The 16,255-nt window shown below is 55.0% G+C and carries 14 protein-coding genes and 1 tRNA gene; 7 read left to right on the top strand and 8 right to left on the bottom strand.

Annotation, left to right across the window (positions count from 1 at the left end; translation table 11 throughout):
- Window positions 1–14: 14 nt before the first annotated feature.
- A complete protein-coding gene (gene dinB, locus ACFOWX_RS00310) occupies window positions 15–1,145 on the bottom strand; it encodes a DNA polymerase IV (protein ID WP_381420458.1) in 1,131 nt (376 codons plus the stop codon).
- Window positions 1,146–1,312: 167 nt separating this feature from the next.
- Here dinB and ACFOWX_RS00315 point away from each other — a divergent pair, with 167 nt between their 5' ends.
- On the top strand, window positions 1,313–2,500 hold the full coding sequence (locus tag ACFOWX_RS00315) for a multidrug effflux MFS transporter (RefSeq protein WP_381420459.1): 1,188 nt from the start codon (window positions 1,313–1,315) through the stop codon (window positions 2,498–2,500).
- Between the two features lie 65 nt (window positions 2,501–2,565).
- Here the strand turns inward: ACFOWX_RS00315 and ACFOWX_RS00320 are convergent, their stop codons facing one another.
- From ACFOWX_RS00320 to ACFOWX_RS00340, 5 genes are all read right to left on the bottom strand, one after another.
- A complete protein-coding gene (locus tag ACFOWX_RS00320) occupies window positions 2,566–4,137 on the bottom strand; it encodes an amino acid permease (protein ID WP_381420460.1) in 1,572 nt (523 codons plus the stop codon).
- Between the two features lie 433 nt (window positions 4,138–4,570).
- Entirely contained in the window at window positions 4,571–4,948 is a 378-nt protein-coding gene (locus tag ACFOWX_RS00325; protein ID WP_381420461.1) for a histidine triad nucleotide-binding protein, read from the bottom strand.
- Window positions 4,949–4,963: 15 nt separating this feature from the next.
- Entirely contained in the window at window positions 4,964–5,968 is a 1,005-nt protein-coding gene (locus tag ACFOWX_RS00330) for a Gfo/Idh/MocA family protein (RefSeq protein ID WP_381420462.1), read from the bottom strand.
- The gene (locus ACFOWX_RS00335) at window positions 5,937–6,257 is read right to left on the bottom strand and encodes a phosphoribosyl-ATP diphosphatase (protein WP_381420463.1); all 321 of its coding nucleotides are present in this window, start codon (window positions 6,255–6,257) and stop codon (window positions 5,937–5,939) included. Before ACFOWX_RS00335 ends, ACFOWX_RS00330 begins: the two co-directional genes overlap by 32 nt.
- Window positions 6,258–6,776 (bottom strand): MarR family winged helix-turn-helix transcriptional regulator, encoded by a 519-nt coding sequence (locus ACFOWX_RS00340; protein WP_381420464.1) that lies wholly within the window; start codon window positions 6,774–6,776, stop codon window positions 6,258–6,260.
- Window positions 6,777–6,873: 97 nt separating this feature from the next.
- On the opposite strand from ACFOWX_RS00340, the gene ACFOWX_RS00345 reads away from it, so the two are divergent.
- The 5 genes from ACFOWX_RS00345 (at window position 6,874) to ACFOWX_RS00365 (ending at window position 12,677) form a co-directional block, all read left to right on the top strand.
- Window positions 6,874–7,953, top strand: a complete 1,080-nt coding sequence (locus ACFOWX_RS00345; protein WP_381420465.1) for a branched-chain amino acid aminotransferase — start codon at window positions 6,874–6,876, stop codon at window positions 7,951–7,953.
- A 115-nt stretch (window positions 7,954–8,068) separates the two neighbouring features.
- Window positions 8,069–8,143, top strand: a tRNA-Gln gene (locus tag ACFOWX_RS00350).
- Between the two features lie 169 nt (window positions 8,144–8,312).
- On the top strand, window positions 8,313–9,005 hold the full coding sequence (locus ACFOWX_RS00355) for a response regulator transcription factor (protein WP_381420466.1): 693 nt from the start codon (window positions 8,313–8,315) through the stop codon (window positions 9,003–9,005).
- 20 nt (window positions 9,006–9,025) lie between these two features.
- Window positions 9,026–10,345: a FecR domain-containing protein gene (locus tag ACFOWX_RS00360; RefSeq protein WP_381420467.1), complete on the top strand. Its 1,320-nt coding sequence runs from the start codon at window positions 9,026–9,028 to the stop codon at window positions 10,343–10,345.
- Window positions 10,346–10,382: 37 nt separating this feature from the next.
- Window positions 10,383–12,677, top strand: coding sequence for a CHASE2 domain-containing protein (locus tag ACFOWX_RS00365; RefSeq protein ID WP_381420468.1), 2,295 nt, complete (start codon window positions 10,383–10,385; stop codon window positions 12,675–12,677).
- A gap of 38 nt (window positions 12,678–12,715) precedes the next feature.
- Here ACFOWX_RS00365 and ACFOWX_RS00370 read toward each other — a convergent pair whose 3' ends face one another.
- Both ACFOWX_RS00370 and ACFOWX_RS00375 read right to left on the bottom strand, forming a co-directional pair.
- On the bottom strand, window positions 12,716–13,249 hold the full coding sequence (locus tag ACFOWX_RS00370) for a hypothetical protein (protein WP_381420469.1): 534 nt from the start codon (window positions 13,247–13,249) through the stop codon (window positions 12,716–12,718).
- A gap of 20 nt (window positions 13,250–13,269) precedes the next feature.
- Window positions 13,270–14,643: a class II 3-deoxy-7-phosphoheptulonate synthase gene (locus ACFOWX_RS00375; protein ID WP_381420558.1), complete on the bottom strand. Its 1,374-nt coding sequence runs from the start codon at window positions 14,641–14,643 to the stop codon at window positions 13,270–13,272.
- 376 nt (window positions 14,644–15,019) lie between these two features.
- On the opposite strand from ACFOWX_RS00375, the gene ACFOWX_RS00380 reads away from it, so the two are divergent.
- On the top strand, window positions 15,020–16,240 hold the full coding sequence (locus ACFOWX_RS00380; protein WP_381420470.1) for a cell wall hydrolase: 1,221 nt from the start codon (window positions 15,020–15,022) through the stop codon (window positions 16,238–16,240).
- Window positions 16,241–16,255 lie beyond the last annotated feature (15 nt).

The raw sequence follows: 16,255 nt of genomic DNA on the forward strand, positions 1-16,255 counted from the left end.
TATGAAAAATATCTTCAATTTTCAATATCGTCAAAGATAAAATGCGCCTGCCCGTTATCATTCTCCTCTTGCCCATCTGCTCCGGCCAGATTGGACAAGGTCAGGCCGAGCAAGCGGATGCCCATTTTTGCGGGCAGTATCGTGCCGAGCAATTGATGGCCAATGGCGGCAAATTCTGCGCGATCTCGGATCATATGCCCCGCGCTTTGCGAACGGGTCAGCGTTTGGAAATCGGCATAACGCAGCTTTAACGTGACCGTCCGCCCCGCCGCTTCGCAATTTTCGATCCGGTCCCAAACGGTCGCGATAATTTCGTCGAGCGCGCTGCGCAATTCAGTCTCGCTTTGTTTATCGTCAAAATAGGTGCGTTCCCCGCCGATGGATTTGCGGGTGCGATCGGGGTTAACGGGCCGGTCGTCAATGCCGCGAGCCGCTTGATAAAGATATTCACCCCAGCTGCCAAAATGCCGGATCAGCCATATTTGATCCTTTGCGCGCAAGTCTGCGCCCGTTTCAATGCCAAGCTTCGCCATTTTTTCCGCCGTACGCGGCCCCACCCCATGAAAGCGCCGCACCGGCAGGCTCGCGACAAAATCCGGCCCTTGTTCGGGCAGGATGACGCACATGCCGTCGGGCTTATTCTGATCACTGGCGATTTTGGCGATGAATTTATTGTAACTGACCCCGGCGCTGGCGGTTAAGCCAGTTTCCTCGGCAATGGCAGCGCGGATGGCGCGGGCGATTTTGATCGCGCTGCCAATCCCTTGCTTGTCATGGGTGACATCCAGATAGGCCTCATCGAGCGACAGCGGCTGGATCAAATCGGTATGGCGGGCAAATATCTCTCGTATCTGCCGCGATACTTCTCGGTAGGCATCAAATCGTGAGCGCACAAAAATCAAGTCGGGGCACAGCCGTAACGCACGCGATGACGGCATCGCTGACTTCACACCAAATTGGCGCGCTTCATAGCTGGCGGCGGCCACTACGCCGCGTTTTGACGACCCACCAACCGCAACTGGCTTACCCCGCAATTCGGGGTTGTCGCGTTGTTCCACACTGGCAAAAAACGCATCCATATCGACATGGATGATTTTGCGCAGCGATTGCGGCGATACATTGTCCGGGCGGCTTGTGCTCTGCATTGGGGGCAGAATATCGCCTTTATCGGATATATGCAGCATATAATCTGCGGCCCCCGGCTGTGGGTGATTTCCCTATAGCTTATATAGCGGCAACGCGGCATAGCGGGGTGATGACCATAGCGGAAAGCCAAAAAATAAAGACGCCCAGCGAAAATGAGCTGGTAGCTATGATGGCTTCGCTGATGGCGATCAATGCACTTGCCATCGATACGATGTTGCCCGCTTTCCCGAATATGATTTCGGCATTTGGCCTGAATGATGCCAACCAAGTGCAATATATCATCAGCAGCTATTTGCTCGGCATGGCGGTCGGATCATTATTTTACGGACCATTGTCGGACCGTTATGGGCGCAAGGCAGTGATGATGCCGACAATCATCGGATATGCCCTATTCTCCTTTGCGTGCAGTTACGCTCCGTCATTTGAAATATTGCTCATCCTGCGTATCTGTCAGGGCCTATGCGGGGCGGCCATGGGTGTTTTGGTCGCAGCGGTCATTCGCGATCAATTTGAAGGCGACGCAATGGCGCGGCGTATGTCAATGATTTTCATGACCTTTATGATCGTTCCCATCATTGCCCCGACACTAGGCGCGCTGATCCTAAAATTCGCGCCATGGCGGGTGATATTCGATATGTTTGCCGCATTGGGCATCATTCTCGCGCTATGGATATGGCGGCGGCTGCCCGAAACATTGGACCCTGCCAATGTGATCCCAATACAGCCAGATTCCATCGCCCGAACGTGGAAAGCCATTATCACCAACCGTATGGCCATGGGCTATGTTTTGGGCAGCGGCATGGCGCAGGGCGCTTTATTCGGATATTTGAACGCATCTGAACAGCTATTTGGGGAGACGTTTAACGCCCGCGATTTTTTCCCCATTGGCTTTGCAATTATCGCCATTGGCATTGCCTGCGCCAATTTCACCAATAGCCGCATCGTCGAACGCTTTGGCGCGCGGCGCGTATCGCATAGCGCGGTATTTATATTCATCCTCATGGGATTGCTGCAAATAATCGCTGCGAAAATCTGGCCCAACTCACTGCCGCTTTTCCTGGTACTGATAACGATCAATATGGCGATGATCGGATTTATCGGCAGCAATTTTTCGTCCATCGCGATGCAGCCTTTCGGCGCCATGGCGGGGGCTGCGTCGTCATTTCAAAATATGGTCCGCACAATGATGGGCGCGGTCATCGGCGCGCTGATTGGGCAGCAGTTTGACGGCAGCGTTATCTCCATTGCCATTGGTTTTTGCGTCTGCGGCGGGATGAGCCTGATTTTCATTTTATGGTGCGAACGCGGCAAGCTTTTCACCCGCCGCCGAACGAACTTGGAAGCTTCCGAGTAAACCCGGGATGCATAAAAAAGGGAGGCCGAAGCCCCCCTTTTCCTCTATCTTTACAGTGCAAAGACTTACACCACTGGACCATCATCAACCGGCCGGTGCGGCGCGTCATCGTCAAGGCTGTGTACCTCGATAATGCCTTTGCCGACGTGGCTATGCTTATAACCATAAAGGAAATAGATCAGCATACCGATCGCGGCCCAACCTGGCAGGACCAGCATCGCATCAAGCGGCAGGTTGACATAAAGAAATATACAACCCGCAATCGTCGCAGGCGCAACCACCCAAATGAGCGGAGAGCGGAAGCTGCGTTCGCGGTTCGGTTCCTTCACCCGCAGGATCAGCACCGCGATTGCCACCATCAAGAAAGCATACAGCGTTCCCGCATTGGCCACATCGGCAAGCTTACCCACAGGCAGTAGCGCTGCTGCAAAAGCCACCACGCCGCCGGTGATGGCGGTCACGACATAGGGCGTGCCCCATTTGGGATGGATTTTCGACAGACTTTCGGGCAGCAACCCGTCCCGCGCCATCACAAAGAAGATGCGTGTCTGTCCAAATAGCAGGATCAGGATCACCGATGGCAAAGCGATAAAGGCCGCATAGCCCAGGAAGTTACCCACCGTGCCAAAGCCAATTTCGCGCAGGACATGAGCGAGCGCTTCATTCGAACATACCAGCTTTGCCGAATGTTCGGCCATGGCGCATTGCCGTGCCAATTCTTCGGAACCGGCCGGGAAAGGAACGCCATTGGGTCCCATAATCGGTTGACCGCCGATGGTGCCAACCGCGCCTGCCGCGACCAATATATAGAATATGGTACAGATAAGCAGCGATCCGATCAAACCGATGGGGACGTTACGCTGCGGATTTTTGGTTTCTTCTGCTGCGGTCGATACCGCATCAAAGCCGACATAGGCGAAGAAAATCGTTGCAGCTGCGCCAACCGCGCCAACGCCCGTACCAAAACCGCCAAAGACGCCTGCTGGCAAGAATGGGTTGAAATTCGCCATTTCCGTTTTGGGCAGTGTCAAAACGATGAAGGCGGTCAGTGCCGTCACCTTAATCGCCACCAACACCGCGTTCACTTTCGCAGACTCGCTGGTTCCGATCATCAGCAACCAGGTCACCAGCAACGCGATGACGACCGCAGGCAAGTTAATCAGCCCGCCTTCAATCCCGCCAAAAGCAAGCGGCGCACCCGCCAGCCAAGCTGGTAATTGTATCCCGAAGGTCTCATTCAATATCGTGCCCGAAAAATAGCCGGACCACCCGACCGACACAGCTGACGCAGCCACAGCATATTCCAGAACAAGCGCCCAACCAACGGTCCAGGCCAATATCTCCCCCATCACCGAATAGGTATAGGTATAGGCGGAGCCCGCAACGGGCAGCATTGACGCGATTTCCGCATAACAAAGCGCCGCAACGATACAGATCAACCCTGCTATCAAAAAAGCAAGCATAAGGCCGGGACCGGCCTTTTGCGCGCCTGCGGAGGTCAGCACGAATATCCCCGTGCCGATAACACAGCCGACACCGAATAAAGTGAGCTGCAACGCACCAAGCGTGCGCGGCAACGCCTTTTTCTGCGCTGTCGCCAATATGGCGTCAATCGATTTAATCCGGCCAAATAACATTGGAATCTCCCTATAAAGCGCAGGCCATCCCGCCTGCTACCCTGATCGCAAGGACACTAACCGCAAAATATCGCAGCGCAACAGCCTATGCGCGAAATATTGTGAAAAACTGCGGAGATGGTCATTTGTAAGGCGCTGACCATGGTTGCGTTGAGGTTCAAAAAGCAGTGCCAGCCCGAAACACAAGGTCGTCATCCCCGCGAAGGCGGGGATCCATCGCCTAATGTCTAATTTTGAACTCATCGGGTAGATCAAACCAATGGCTTGGGTGATGGACCCCCGCCGTCGCGGGGGTGACTGCGTGTTTGTATGAAAGGTCCGGGCCTCGGATCATTTACAACGTGAATTGCAACGGGGCTTGGCGTCACAGTTTACAAGCAGCGCCATCGGTATTCCGAAACAAGTTCAGGATGACCTGTTCCGGCCTTCGTCCTTATCGCACCAACATTGGCCCCAGCGGCCGGCCAGCGAAGATATGGACGTGCAGATGCGGCACTTCCTGATGGGCGTCCATGCCGATATTGGCGAGCAGGCGGTATCCCGGCTCGGTCAATCCGGCTTCGCGCGCAATATGCCCTACCGCGCGGATAAAGGCCGCAATTTCGGCGTCGCTGCCATTGGCGCTAAAATCATCCCAGCTGACATAGGCTCCTTTTGGAATGACCAGCACATGATAGGGTGCCTGCGGATTTATATCTTCAAAGGCAAGGACGTGATCGTCTTCATAAACGGTGGAATTTGGGATTTCCCCGCGCAAGATTTTCGCGAAGATATTTTGATCGTCATAAGGTTTCGTCGCATCGATTGGCATATCAGATTCCTAGTGTCACTGCGCTCTGGCTTTCGCCCGAATGGCGTCAAGCAGCTGTATCGTTTTCAAACTATCCTCTCCGCGCGTCGCAACGGGATTTCCATGCAGAACAGCATCGCGAAAGGCCTCCAGCTGATAGCTGAAGGTTGGGCGCATTGTAAATTGCTCGGTCACTGCATCTTGGCCGTTCAGTTCGAGGATCAGGCTGTGACCTTTTTGCGGATTAAGCGGATTATTGACGGTAAGTGTGCCGTTGCTGCCGCGGGCAATCAACCGGGCCGCAACGCCGCCTGCCTGCATATTGCACGATAGGCTTGCGGACGCGCCGCAGGGAAGCTGCATCTGCGCCGATGTGGCCAAATCCGCGCCGCCCGCATGGCGGGTTTCGCAAGCCGACAGGACAACAGGCTCCGCGCCGCTCATCGAACGGATCCAATAGGCGGTATAGACGCCCAAATCCCATAAAGCGCCGCCGCCCATCGCTTCAATAAACCGGTGCTCGCCGGGGCTTTCATCCAAATCTGCTTCAAACAGGGCTTCGATATGATGCAATTCGCCCAGCATACCGCCCCGGACAATGTCGCGCATCCGCGCCGCCATCGGGTGATAATGGCTATGCTGCGCCTCCATAATCAGCATCCCTGTGCGCGCTTCGGCAGCAATGATGGCTTCCACCTGTAACGGGTCCAGCGTAAACGGTTTTTCGCACAATACCGGCTTGCCTGCCTCTGCCGCAGCGATCGACCAATGCGCATGGACATCGGGAGGCAGCGCCACGTAGACGGCATCAATATCGGGATCGCGGATCAGCGCTTCATACCCTTCGACACTGCGCGCTATGCCATGAGCGGCGGCATATTCTTGTGCTTTGGTCAGGCTGCGTGAGGCTATGGCGGCGACCTCGACCCCGCCGACATCGCGTGCGGCCTCGATCATCGCATAGGTTGCAACCCGCGCCGCGCCCAATATGCCGATGCGCAAATTTTCGCTATTTGATGCCACGCGCGGCTTTCTCATCATGACCCGACACACCCTCGCGCCGCTCCAATTCGGCGAGCACTTCGTCAAATGTGACGCCGCCATCGGCCAGCAGGATGAGCAAGTGAAACAACAAATCCGCCGCTTCCTTGGTTAGCTCCTCTTTGTCGCCTGACATAGCAGCAATCACCGTTTCAGTCGCCTCCTCCCCGATTTTCTGGGCGATTTTTGCTCGGCCATTGGCGAATAGCGATGCGACATAGCTGCTATCGGCCGATGCCCCGCGCCGCGCCGTTATCGTGTCTTCCAATTTTGTAATAATGCCGGTCATTCATTCTTCCATTTGCAATGCAGCGACTATGGCCCGTTCTTCGTCGGGGATCAGGCCTTCTAAAACTCGCCAGAAACCCGTGACGCTATCCTGCCCTGCGGCGGCATAGGCGTTGGCCAATTTGGTCCGCAGCGAATCGAATAATTGCGCCTCAAATGCCGCACCCTCTTCGGTCAAGCGGAGCAGCTTTTGCCGCCGGTCGGTGGTGCCCGGGCGGGTTTCGACATAGCCTTTTTCGTTCAGATCATTGACCACCCGGCCCAGCGACTGTTTGGTAATGGCGAGATAAGCGAGCAGCTCGCTCACCGTTAAATCGGGTTGCCGCGAAATAAAATAAAGCGCGCGGTGATGCGCCCGGCCAAGGCCATGTTCAGCGAGGCCTTCATCAATGCTGCGCGTGAGCCGGGTATAACCGAAATAGAGCAGTTCCACGCCGCGCCGCACCTCGCCTTCGCGAAGGAATAATGCCGAAGCCGTGCGGGACAATGTTTCCCCGGATAAGGAAGATGGGACAGCCATATTGACGTATCTTGCCGCAGAGCATAGGACAGTTCAAGTATTTCCGTAAATAATTTGCATATAAAATTGCACGATTCTTATCATAACCGGTGACCTGATGAACTTTTCGATTAACCCAAGCGCCAATCCCCTCCCCGCAGATAAGCGGCAGGAGATTTTATCAAATCCCGGTTTCGGGACCAATTTTACCGATCATATGGCAATGGTAAAATATACCGCTGGCACGGGTTGGCATGATGCGCACATCACGGCGCGCGCGCCGATAACTATCGATCCAGCAACCGCCGTGCTCCATTATGCGCAGGAAATTTTCGAAGGCATGAAAGCCTATAAATTGGCCGATGGCACCATGGCGTTATTCCGCCCTGATGCCAATGCTGCGCGCTTCAACCGGTCTGCGCGGCGTTTGGCCATGCCCGAATTACCCGAAGAGATATTTCTGGAATCGATCCGCAAGCTTGTCGATATTGACCGCGACTGGTTCCCGGATGTTGAGGGCGGGTCCATTTATCTGCGCCCGTTTATGTTTGCCAGTGAGGCATTTTTGGGTGTGCGGCCTTCGAATGAATATCTCTATATGGTGATTGCATCGCCAGCGGGAGGCTATTTCAAAAGCGGTGCACCCGCGATCAAAATATGGGTGTCGCAGCATTATAGCCGCGCTGCGCCCGGCGGCACCGGAGCGGCCAAATGCGGCGGCAATTATGCCGCGAGCCTGATCGCGCAACAAGAAGCGTCGGCACATGGTTGTGATCAGGTCGTATTTTTGGATGCAGCGGAGCATAAGTGGGTGGAGGAGCTGGGCGGGATGAACCTGTTCTTCTTATTGGAAGGCGGCCATATGATCACCCCGCCGACGAGCGGGACGATATTGGAAGGCATTACCCGCAAATCCATCATTCAACTGGCCCGCGACCAAGGCCTGATCGTCGAAGAAAAACCCTATAGTATCAGCGAATGGCGCGATGATGCGCAAAGCGGCAAACTGGTCGAATGTTTCGCCTGCGGCACTGCAGCGGTGGTTACGCCGGTTGGCACAGTCGCGAGCGAAGAAGGCGAATTTACTATTGGTGCGGGCGGCCCGGGACAAATTACCCAGCAATTGCGCAGGCAGCTGGTGAATATCCAACGGGGTCTTGCCGAAGACCGTTATGGATGGGTGCAGCGTATAGATTGAAATTTCCTGTCATTGGACGATTGCCATCTTGATTTGAAACGCTATAAGGCCGCGCAGCAGGGTGATTCAACCGTGCTGAAAATGGTAACCACCTGGCTGTGATGGCCGGAACTGGTGGGACGTCGCCAAGTGGTAAGGCAGCGGCTTTTGATGCCGCCATTCGCAGGTTCGATCCCTGCCGTCCCAGCCATTTTTCTCCCGAAAAACAATTCCGCCACTGACAACCCGATGTTAACAGTTGTAAATGGTTGTAACGACGCGTCTGTCGCGCTGGTCTATATGTAAAAATGCTTCTAAACTTGTAGTATTGATTGTTTTATTTGCTATGAAACAACGAGTTATAGAATGGGTTGAGGGTTATGCGGATCGCAATTGCGGATGACGAAAGAGACGTCATCGATTTTTTAAAAGCTATCGTTGAAGAGTTGGGTCATTTGCCGGTCACATTTTCCGACGGCAATGCGTTATCCACGGCACTTAGCCGCGATACATTTGACCTTGTGATCGTCGATTGGATGATGCCGGGTAAAGATGGGCTGGAAATTTTGAAATGGATGGATGGCGCGCTGGATGAAAAGCCGCCAGTTATCATGATGACCAACCGCACTGCGAAAGCGGATATTACGGACGCGCTCAACGCTGGCGCCGCCGACTATATCACCAAACCAGAAGATAGAGGCGTCATCGCCGCGCGGATCAACGCCATGCTCCGCCGCAATGCGCAGGGGTCGGGCGCATTTGAAACGACCGCCATATATGGCAAATATCATCTCGACCGGATCGAACAGACAGTGGCAATCAATGGAGAGACTGTGTCGCTGACCGCCAAAGAATTCGAACTCGCTGACCTATTTTTCCGCAATGCAGACCGCACATTGTCACGCAATTATATCATGGAAACAATCTGGCGTACCACCGCCTCGCTCGCCACGCGTACATTGGATATGCATATTTCGCGGGTTCGTTCAAAACTGGACCTGCAACCTGAAAACGGATTTCGGATTTTCACGGTTTTCGGCTATGGATACCGCTTGGAGTCATTAACAAAGTAACCGCCAAGGGGAAGAAACAGATGTCGAGTATTATCGGGCGATTTTTGTTCCTTTCCTGTTGCGCTTTATTTTCGGTTGCTTTTGCGGCGACCTCGGCCAGCGCAGCCGATGAAGATACCATTATTTACACGGTAAAACGGGGCGATACTTTAATCGGCCTTGGCAACAACTACCTAGCGGCGCCCGGCAATTACCGGATCGTTCAGCGGGAAAATGCCATTCGCAATCCGCGCTTCTTGCCCATTGGTCAAACGATCCGCATCCGCCGTGACCTCTTGAAATATAAGGCCGAAAATGCCCGCATTTTGTCGGTTCGCGGCAACGTCACCTTATTGTCAGGCAATAGCAGCGGCGCGGCGCAAAATGGTCAAATCGTGGCCGAAGGTATGCGCATTACAACAGGCGGATCATCCTTTGTCACTTTGGGGCTTTCCAACGGGTCGCGCATATCGCTTCCTTCCAATAGCGACGTGCGGGTCCGGTTATTGCGCAGCTACATATTAGGCGGCAGCATTGATTATGATTTCGATATTGTAAAAGGCGGCACCCGGTCCAAAGTCGTACCCCATAAAAATAAAGATGACCGTTACCGTGTCCGCACGCCGAAGGCGGTTTCAGCCGTGCGCGGAACAGATTTCCAATCCCGCTATGACTCAGATACGGACCGCGACTTTGCCGAAGTGGTCGAAGGCGCTCTGGCCGTGGGTACAGCAAGCAGCGATGGCGTTACCGATTTGCCCGCCGGACAGGGGATTGCCTTGTCGCAAGATGGCAATGTCATTCGCGAAGCCCTTCTGCCGGAGCCAAAGCTGATCGATCCCGGAAAGCTGCAGGCTGATCCTGCCATCCTATTTGCTGCGGACCCAGCCGCTGGAGAAAGCGGATACCGGTTCACTCTGTCATCCGATGCCGGTTTTGTAGACCAGATTGCCGATATTGTAACGCTCGATAAACAAGCCTCTTTTGATGGCCTTGATAATGGGAATTATTTTGTCCGCGCCCGCGCCATTGCCGGTAGCGGCATTCAAGGGCAGCCTGTTACCTTTGCCTTCAAACGGCGGCTCAACGGCGTGAAGGGCAGCGCTGGCAAAGGCGATGACGGATATAATTTCAAATGGCTCAGCGAAGGCGAAGGCAAGCGCAGCTTTCATTTTCAACTATTTTCCGGGCAACCCGGCGGCGTAGCCATCGCCGATGAAACCGCGCTTTCCGCTGGAGAGATCAGCATATCCGACCTCCCCCCCGGTACCTATTTTTGGCGGGTCGGCGCGGTGCAATATCTGGACAATGAAGTCAGCACCAATTGGACCGATTTTGAAAAGCTGAGCATTGCGCCCTGATGCCGGACAGGCACCGGCAAATGCGTGAGAAAATCGGATGAACCTGCGCCGCCGCCTGGGTATTGAATGGCTCATCATCGGCCTCATTGCGTCGCTGCTAGTGTTTTTCGCCAATCGGTGGGAGGGGACATCCTCTTTCGACAATCTGTTTTATGACCAATTGAGCAGCATATCCCGGCCCGCCGCTGACCCCGATATATTGCTAGTCAATATTGATGACCGCAGCCTTGCGGAAATTGGCAAATGGCCCTGGCCCCGGACCGTTCATGCGCAAATGATCGAACGCCTGCAAAAAGCCGAACCGCGCTCAATCACGCTCGATGTTATCTTAAGCGAACCGGGCAATGCGGATGGAGATGCGGCTCTTGCCGCCGCGATGAAGGGCCCGGCGCCGGTCATCATGCCGCTTCATTTTATCAGCCCGGGCAGCGATGGCAGGGCCTATGATGTCGTTCCGCCTGCGCCCGCATTTGCCGATGCCGCAAGCCGGATTGGCCATGTTAATCTGGAATTTGACAGCGACGGCGTCGTGCGCCGTACGCAGCTTTGCTTCGATCCCGAAGGGAACGGCAATAGCTGGCCGCATATGATGGAGCAGGTATACCGCGTCACCCGCAACGACCCATCGCGGCCCTATCGCGCCGTGCGATGCGGCAAGACGCTGTTAATTCCCTATGCCGCGCGGGGCAGCCACCGGGAAGTATCCTATAGCGACCTGCTGAATAATGAGTTGCCCGCCGACATGATACAGGGCCGCGATGTCATTATCGGGGCGAGCGCGACCGGTTTGGGCGATGCCTATCCGGTTCCCTTTGGCGATGGAGGGATATTGGCAGGGTCGGAGATTATGGCCAATGCGCTGCGGGCGATAAAGGATGACAGCTTCATTCTGATCACCCCAAAAATCACGACTGATCTTTTATCATTGCTGCCTATGTGGTTGCTGCTCATCGGCTTTTTACGGTGGTTGCCGCGCACCGCGTTATTGGCGTCGCTGTCGATGCTCGTTCTGTTGCTGGCGGCGGTGGCGATAGCATTGCGGTCAGGCATTTGGTTCCCGCCCGGCGCAGCGGTATTGGGGATATTGCTCGTCTATCCGTTGTGGGGATGGCGGCGATTACAGGCGATGAGTGATTTTATGAGTAGCGAGCTATTGGAGCTGGAACGGGAAGGCGAAACGGTCCCCATTCCAGTGCGTCAGGCGAATGCAGCCGATCTGGTCGGCCGGCAATCTGCATCATTGGCGAGCGCGATTGACCATATGCGCGATTTGCGGCGTTTTGTTTCCGATGCCATGTCGGACCTGCCCGATCCCATGGTTGTCACGGATTTGAACGCCCGCGTGACGATGACCAGCGATCTGGTCGAAAAGCGGCTGGGGCAAAGTATTATCGGTTATATTTTGGATGATGTTATGGCGCGCGTGGTGATCCCGGAACACCGCGACATGGTGCTAAAATATCTGCAAAGCCATGATGCGAAAAAGGCGAAACAGCGCGTGACCGAAGCTGAAGGCCCCGCGCCAATCACCACCGAATTTGTCCGCTTCCAAACCACCGACGGCGGCACATTTGTGATGCGCGAATCGCTTGTACAAAATGCCAGCGGAGCGCATTTGGGCTATATCTATTATCTCGCCGACATCACCGCGCTGGCCACAGCCGAGGCGGAGCGTGAGCGGCTGTTGCAGCTATTGTCGCATGATATGCGTGCGCCGCAATCGGCAATCATCGCTTCGTTGGAAGGGACGATGGATGACGGCGCAAAGAAACGGATTGAACGTAACGCCCGGCTAACTATGCAATTGGCGCAGGATTTTGTCGAAATGGCGCGCATGGGCGAAACCGAATTTGCGGGTGAGGATGTGATATTGCTCGACCTGATACGCGATGTTGCCGACAATTACTGGCCGCTGGCAAAGGAACGCGGCATAACCATCAATATCACCGACAATAGCGATAGCGGCTTTATATTGGCCGAGGCACAGGGCCTGTCGCGTGCCTTTGCCAATTTGATCGATAATGCGATTAAATTCAGCCCGGATAACAGTAGCATCACCGTGACCATTGACCGGATCAAGCTGGAAAGCGGACCATTTTTGTCGGTGACCGTCGCCGATCAAGGTGACGGAATTGCGCCTGAAATATTGCCCCATTTGTTTCAGCGTTTTGCAACCGGCGGCAACCAACGTGGGCGCAGCAAGGGCACTGGCCTTGGCCTGACCTATGTCCTTGCCGTGACCGAGCGTCATGGAGGCACGGTGGAGGGAGGCAATAATGAAGCAGCGGGCGCCTACTTCACGGTCCAATTGCCGGAATCATTGGAAGAGTGAATCGGCGCAGCATTGCCGCGAGCCCGAGCCCGAAGCTGTTATTGAAACAAAGGCCGTTTAACCCAGCGGCTGTTTACATATTCGCCCTTTGGGTTGCCCAAGTCGGCAAGCGCGGCATCGACGAGCAGCGGAAGAACCGTCTCGATATTTTCCTTGCAATGATATTCGCCCGCCGCCCCGCGATATATTTCCGCGCCATCTGCGATCCGCGTCAACGCAACGGTGAGCCGATATTCATTCCATTTGCAGCGGCTGGATCCGCGCTTTGTGCTGGCTGGCCCCAATAGCTTGCCAGCTTCTTTGAGCGCGAGCGAAGCGGGCCGCGATGCGATGCCGACTTCCAGATATAAGGAACCATCCTGCGCCGCTTCATAACCCATTGCCGACAGTTTTTGGGTGACCAAGGCGCCGGCCTGATCATACGCGGGGGATGCCAATTGTGCGGGTGGGACAAGGATATAGCGTGCGGCCGCAGCATTTTGCGCACCGCTACTCATCACCCTTGTGTCGATTTTGGTCGAACAAGATGCCAGTGTCAATGCCGCTATTGCCAATAGGATCGCATATTTCATGGCATATCAGCCAATCTCCGTCAGGCGGCCTTTTTCGCCCGTTCGTTAAATTCCTGATTAAGCATTTCCGCGAGCAAAAATGCCATTTCCAGCGATTGTGCCGCATTCAGGCGGGGATCGCAATGGGTATGATACCGGTCTGCCAAGCCTTCATCGGTAACCGCAACCGCACCGCCGGTGCATTCGGTCACATTCTGCCCGGTCATTTCGATATGAATGCCGCCTGCAAATGTTCCTTCCGCACGGTGCACCGCGAAAAAGCCGCGCACTTCGGCCAATATCCGTTCAAACGGACGCGTTTTATATCCGCTGGCCGATTTGATGACATTGCCGTGCATCGGGTCGCAGGACCAGATCACCGGATGGCCCGATGCTTTCACCGCGCGCACCAACGGCGGCAGGCCAGCCTCTACCTTGTCATGGCCAAAGCGAGAAATCAGCGTGATCCGGCCCGGTTCATGATTAGGATTCAGCGTATCGAGCATTTTAATCAGCGCATCGGGAGCCAAGCTTGGCCCGCATTTCAGCCCGATGGGATTGCCAATACCGCGCAGAAACTCGACATGGGCGCTGCCCTCAAACCGGGTGCGATCGCCAATCCACAGGAAATGCGCCGACGTGTCATACCATCCGCCGGTGAGCGAATCCTGACGGGTGAGCGCCTGTTCATAGGGCAGCAGCAATGCTTCATGGCTGGTATAAAATTTCGTGCCCTTAATTTGCGGGACGGTTTCCGGGGTGACCCCGCAAGCTTCCATAAATGCCAACGCCTCACCAATCCGGTCGGCGGTTTCGGTATATTTTTTTGCCCATTCGCTGCGCCCCATATAGTCATGGGTCCAGGCGTGCACCTGATGCAAATTGGCATAGCCGCCGCTGCTAAATGCGCGCAGCAAGTTCAGCGTTGCCGCCGCCTGACTATAAGCGCGGACCATACGGGCGGGGTCGGGTTCACGCGATTCAGCGTTGAAATTAATGTCATTGATAATATCGCCGCGATAGCTCGGCAATTCGGTGCCGCCCACTTCCTCCATGTCAGCGGAGCGTGGTTTGGCGAATTGCCCGGCCATACGGCCCAATTTCACCACTGGCACTTTACCGGAAAAAGTCAGCACCACGGCCATTTGCAAAATAACGCGAAATGTATCGCGGATATTATTCGGATGAAATTCAGCGAAGCTTTCGGCGCAATCACCGCCTTGCAGCAAAAAGGCCTTACCCGCCGATACATCGGCCAGGCTATCCTTCAACTCGCGTGCCTCACCAGCAAATACCAAAGGCGGATAATTGCGCAGCGTTTCTTCGGTTGCTGCCAATGCGGCCTGATCGCGGTATGTGGGCATTTGAATGCCCTCATGCTGTCTCCAACTGTCCGGCGTCCATGTTGTCGCCATGATATTTACTCCGATAGATTCGTTCAAAGAGCGGCCTTCTACGGCCAGAGGTATAGTAGGTGCAAGCAAAACAGGTCTTTTGAAACTTTGTTATCCCATACGAATATTTCATTACAAGCACAGCGCATTTTCATTATCAACCATGGCCGCCGCCGTTTGGCCAAAGAGGTATTATCGAACAGGCTGATCGCGATTTTTGCGCTGCGGTTAACCATCTTGAATATATTGCTTTTCTGCGTCGGTTAATCTGTTGTTAAGCGGGCGTCCCAGCTTGGCACAGGACGAAAATCGCGAATCCATGGCTTATTATTCTAATGTATAGGGATGGACGAAATCAGTGCGAATCTCTCCCCCGGCCTTTGGCAAAAGCGATATAATGATACAGGAACCCTTTCCGAAAAACGATGATGCGAACCGCAGGCGTCCCGCGCCTGCGCCGCGCCGCCGTTTGATAGGGGGCCGGGAAATCCTGTTGGTTTTAATCGCTTTCAGCTTGCTCGCGCTGGCCCCATCAATCGCGCAGGTCACCGGATTTAGCAGCCGCAGCGCGCCATCGTCACCTGCGGTTACACTTGGTTCAGCCGAACGACCTGAAAGCAATTTTGCCGGCTCCGCATTTTATTTCATGGAACAAGACTATGCAATCCCGCCATCGAACGAGGTGATGGATGCTGCTATGGGCGACAAAGGCAGTTTGATCGGGGTCGATCCGTTATCTTCGGACGTCATGCCTGCCGATGAAACCGGCCTTGGCGGATCAGCACAGCCCTTCGTGATGAATGCGGCCAGCGCCGATTATGCGCGGGCGTTAAAATGCCTGACCGATGCAATCTATTACGAAGCCGCTAGCGAATCCGACAGCGGACAGCGGGCCGTTGCGCAGGTGATTATCAACCGGATGCGCCACCCCACCTATCCCAATAATATTTGCGGCGTTGTGTATCAGGGCAGCGAACGGCGCACCGGATGCCAGTTTAGCTATAGCTGCGATGGTTCCATGGCGCGCATACCGTCACGTTCGCATTGGCTGCGCGCGGGCCGCGTCGCGGCTTCGGCGCTGGCGGGCTATGTGCACCGCCCGGTCGGCATGGCGACCCATTATCACACCGTCAACATCTACCCCTATTGGGCACCGAGCCTGCATTTTATCGGTACCATCGGAATGCACCGTTTCTACCGCTGGAAAGGCAGCGCGGGACGGCCATCAGCTTTCTTCCGCAGCTATGCCGGCAACGAACCTTTCCCCGGTCCTAAGCCGCGCGCTTGGAAAGATACGCCTGCGCCGTCGCTCGATCCGATCCAGCTGCAAAAACAATATGAGCGCGAATATGCCGCAGCGCGGTTAAAAGCAGAAGAAGAGGCGCGTGGCCGTGCCGCCGCATCGGCGCAAAGCGGAATTGCACCTGCGCCCGCTTATTCCGAAATCGTACCGCAGCGTCAAAGAAGCGCACCTGTTTACTCCGCTCCGGATTATTCCCGCGAAGCTTTGAACAAGGGCGGCGACAAAGCCTATGGCGGTGGCAAACTGCCCGGCACCACCAACATTAAGCCGGAATATCAAAATAGCGGGACGTGGAAAGCACAGCCGACTGGTTGATCCCCGATCATCGCG

The sequence above is a fragment of the Sphingorhabdus arenilitoris genome (genome assembly GCF_042651485.1).
Classification (GTDB): Bacteria; Pseudomonadota; Alphaproteobacteria; order Sphingomonadales; family Sphingomonadaceae; genus Sphingorhabdus_B; species Sphingorhabdus_B arenilitoris.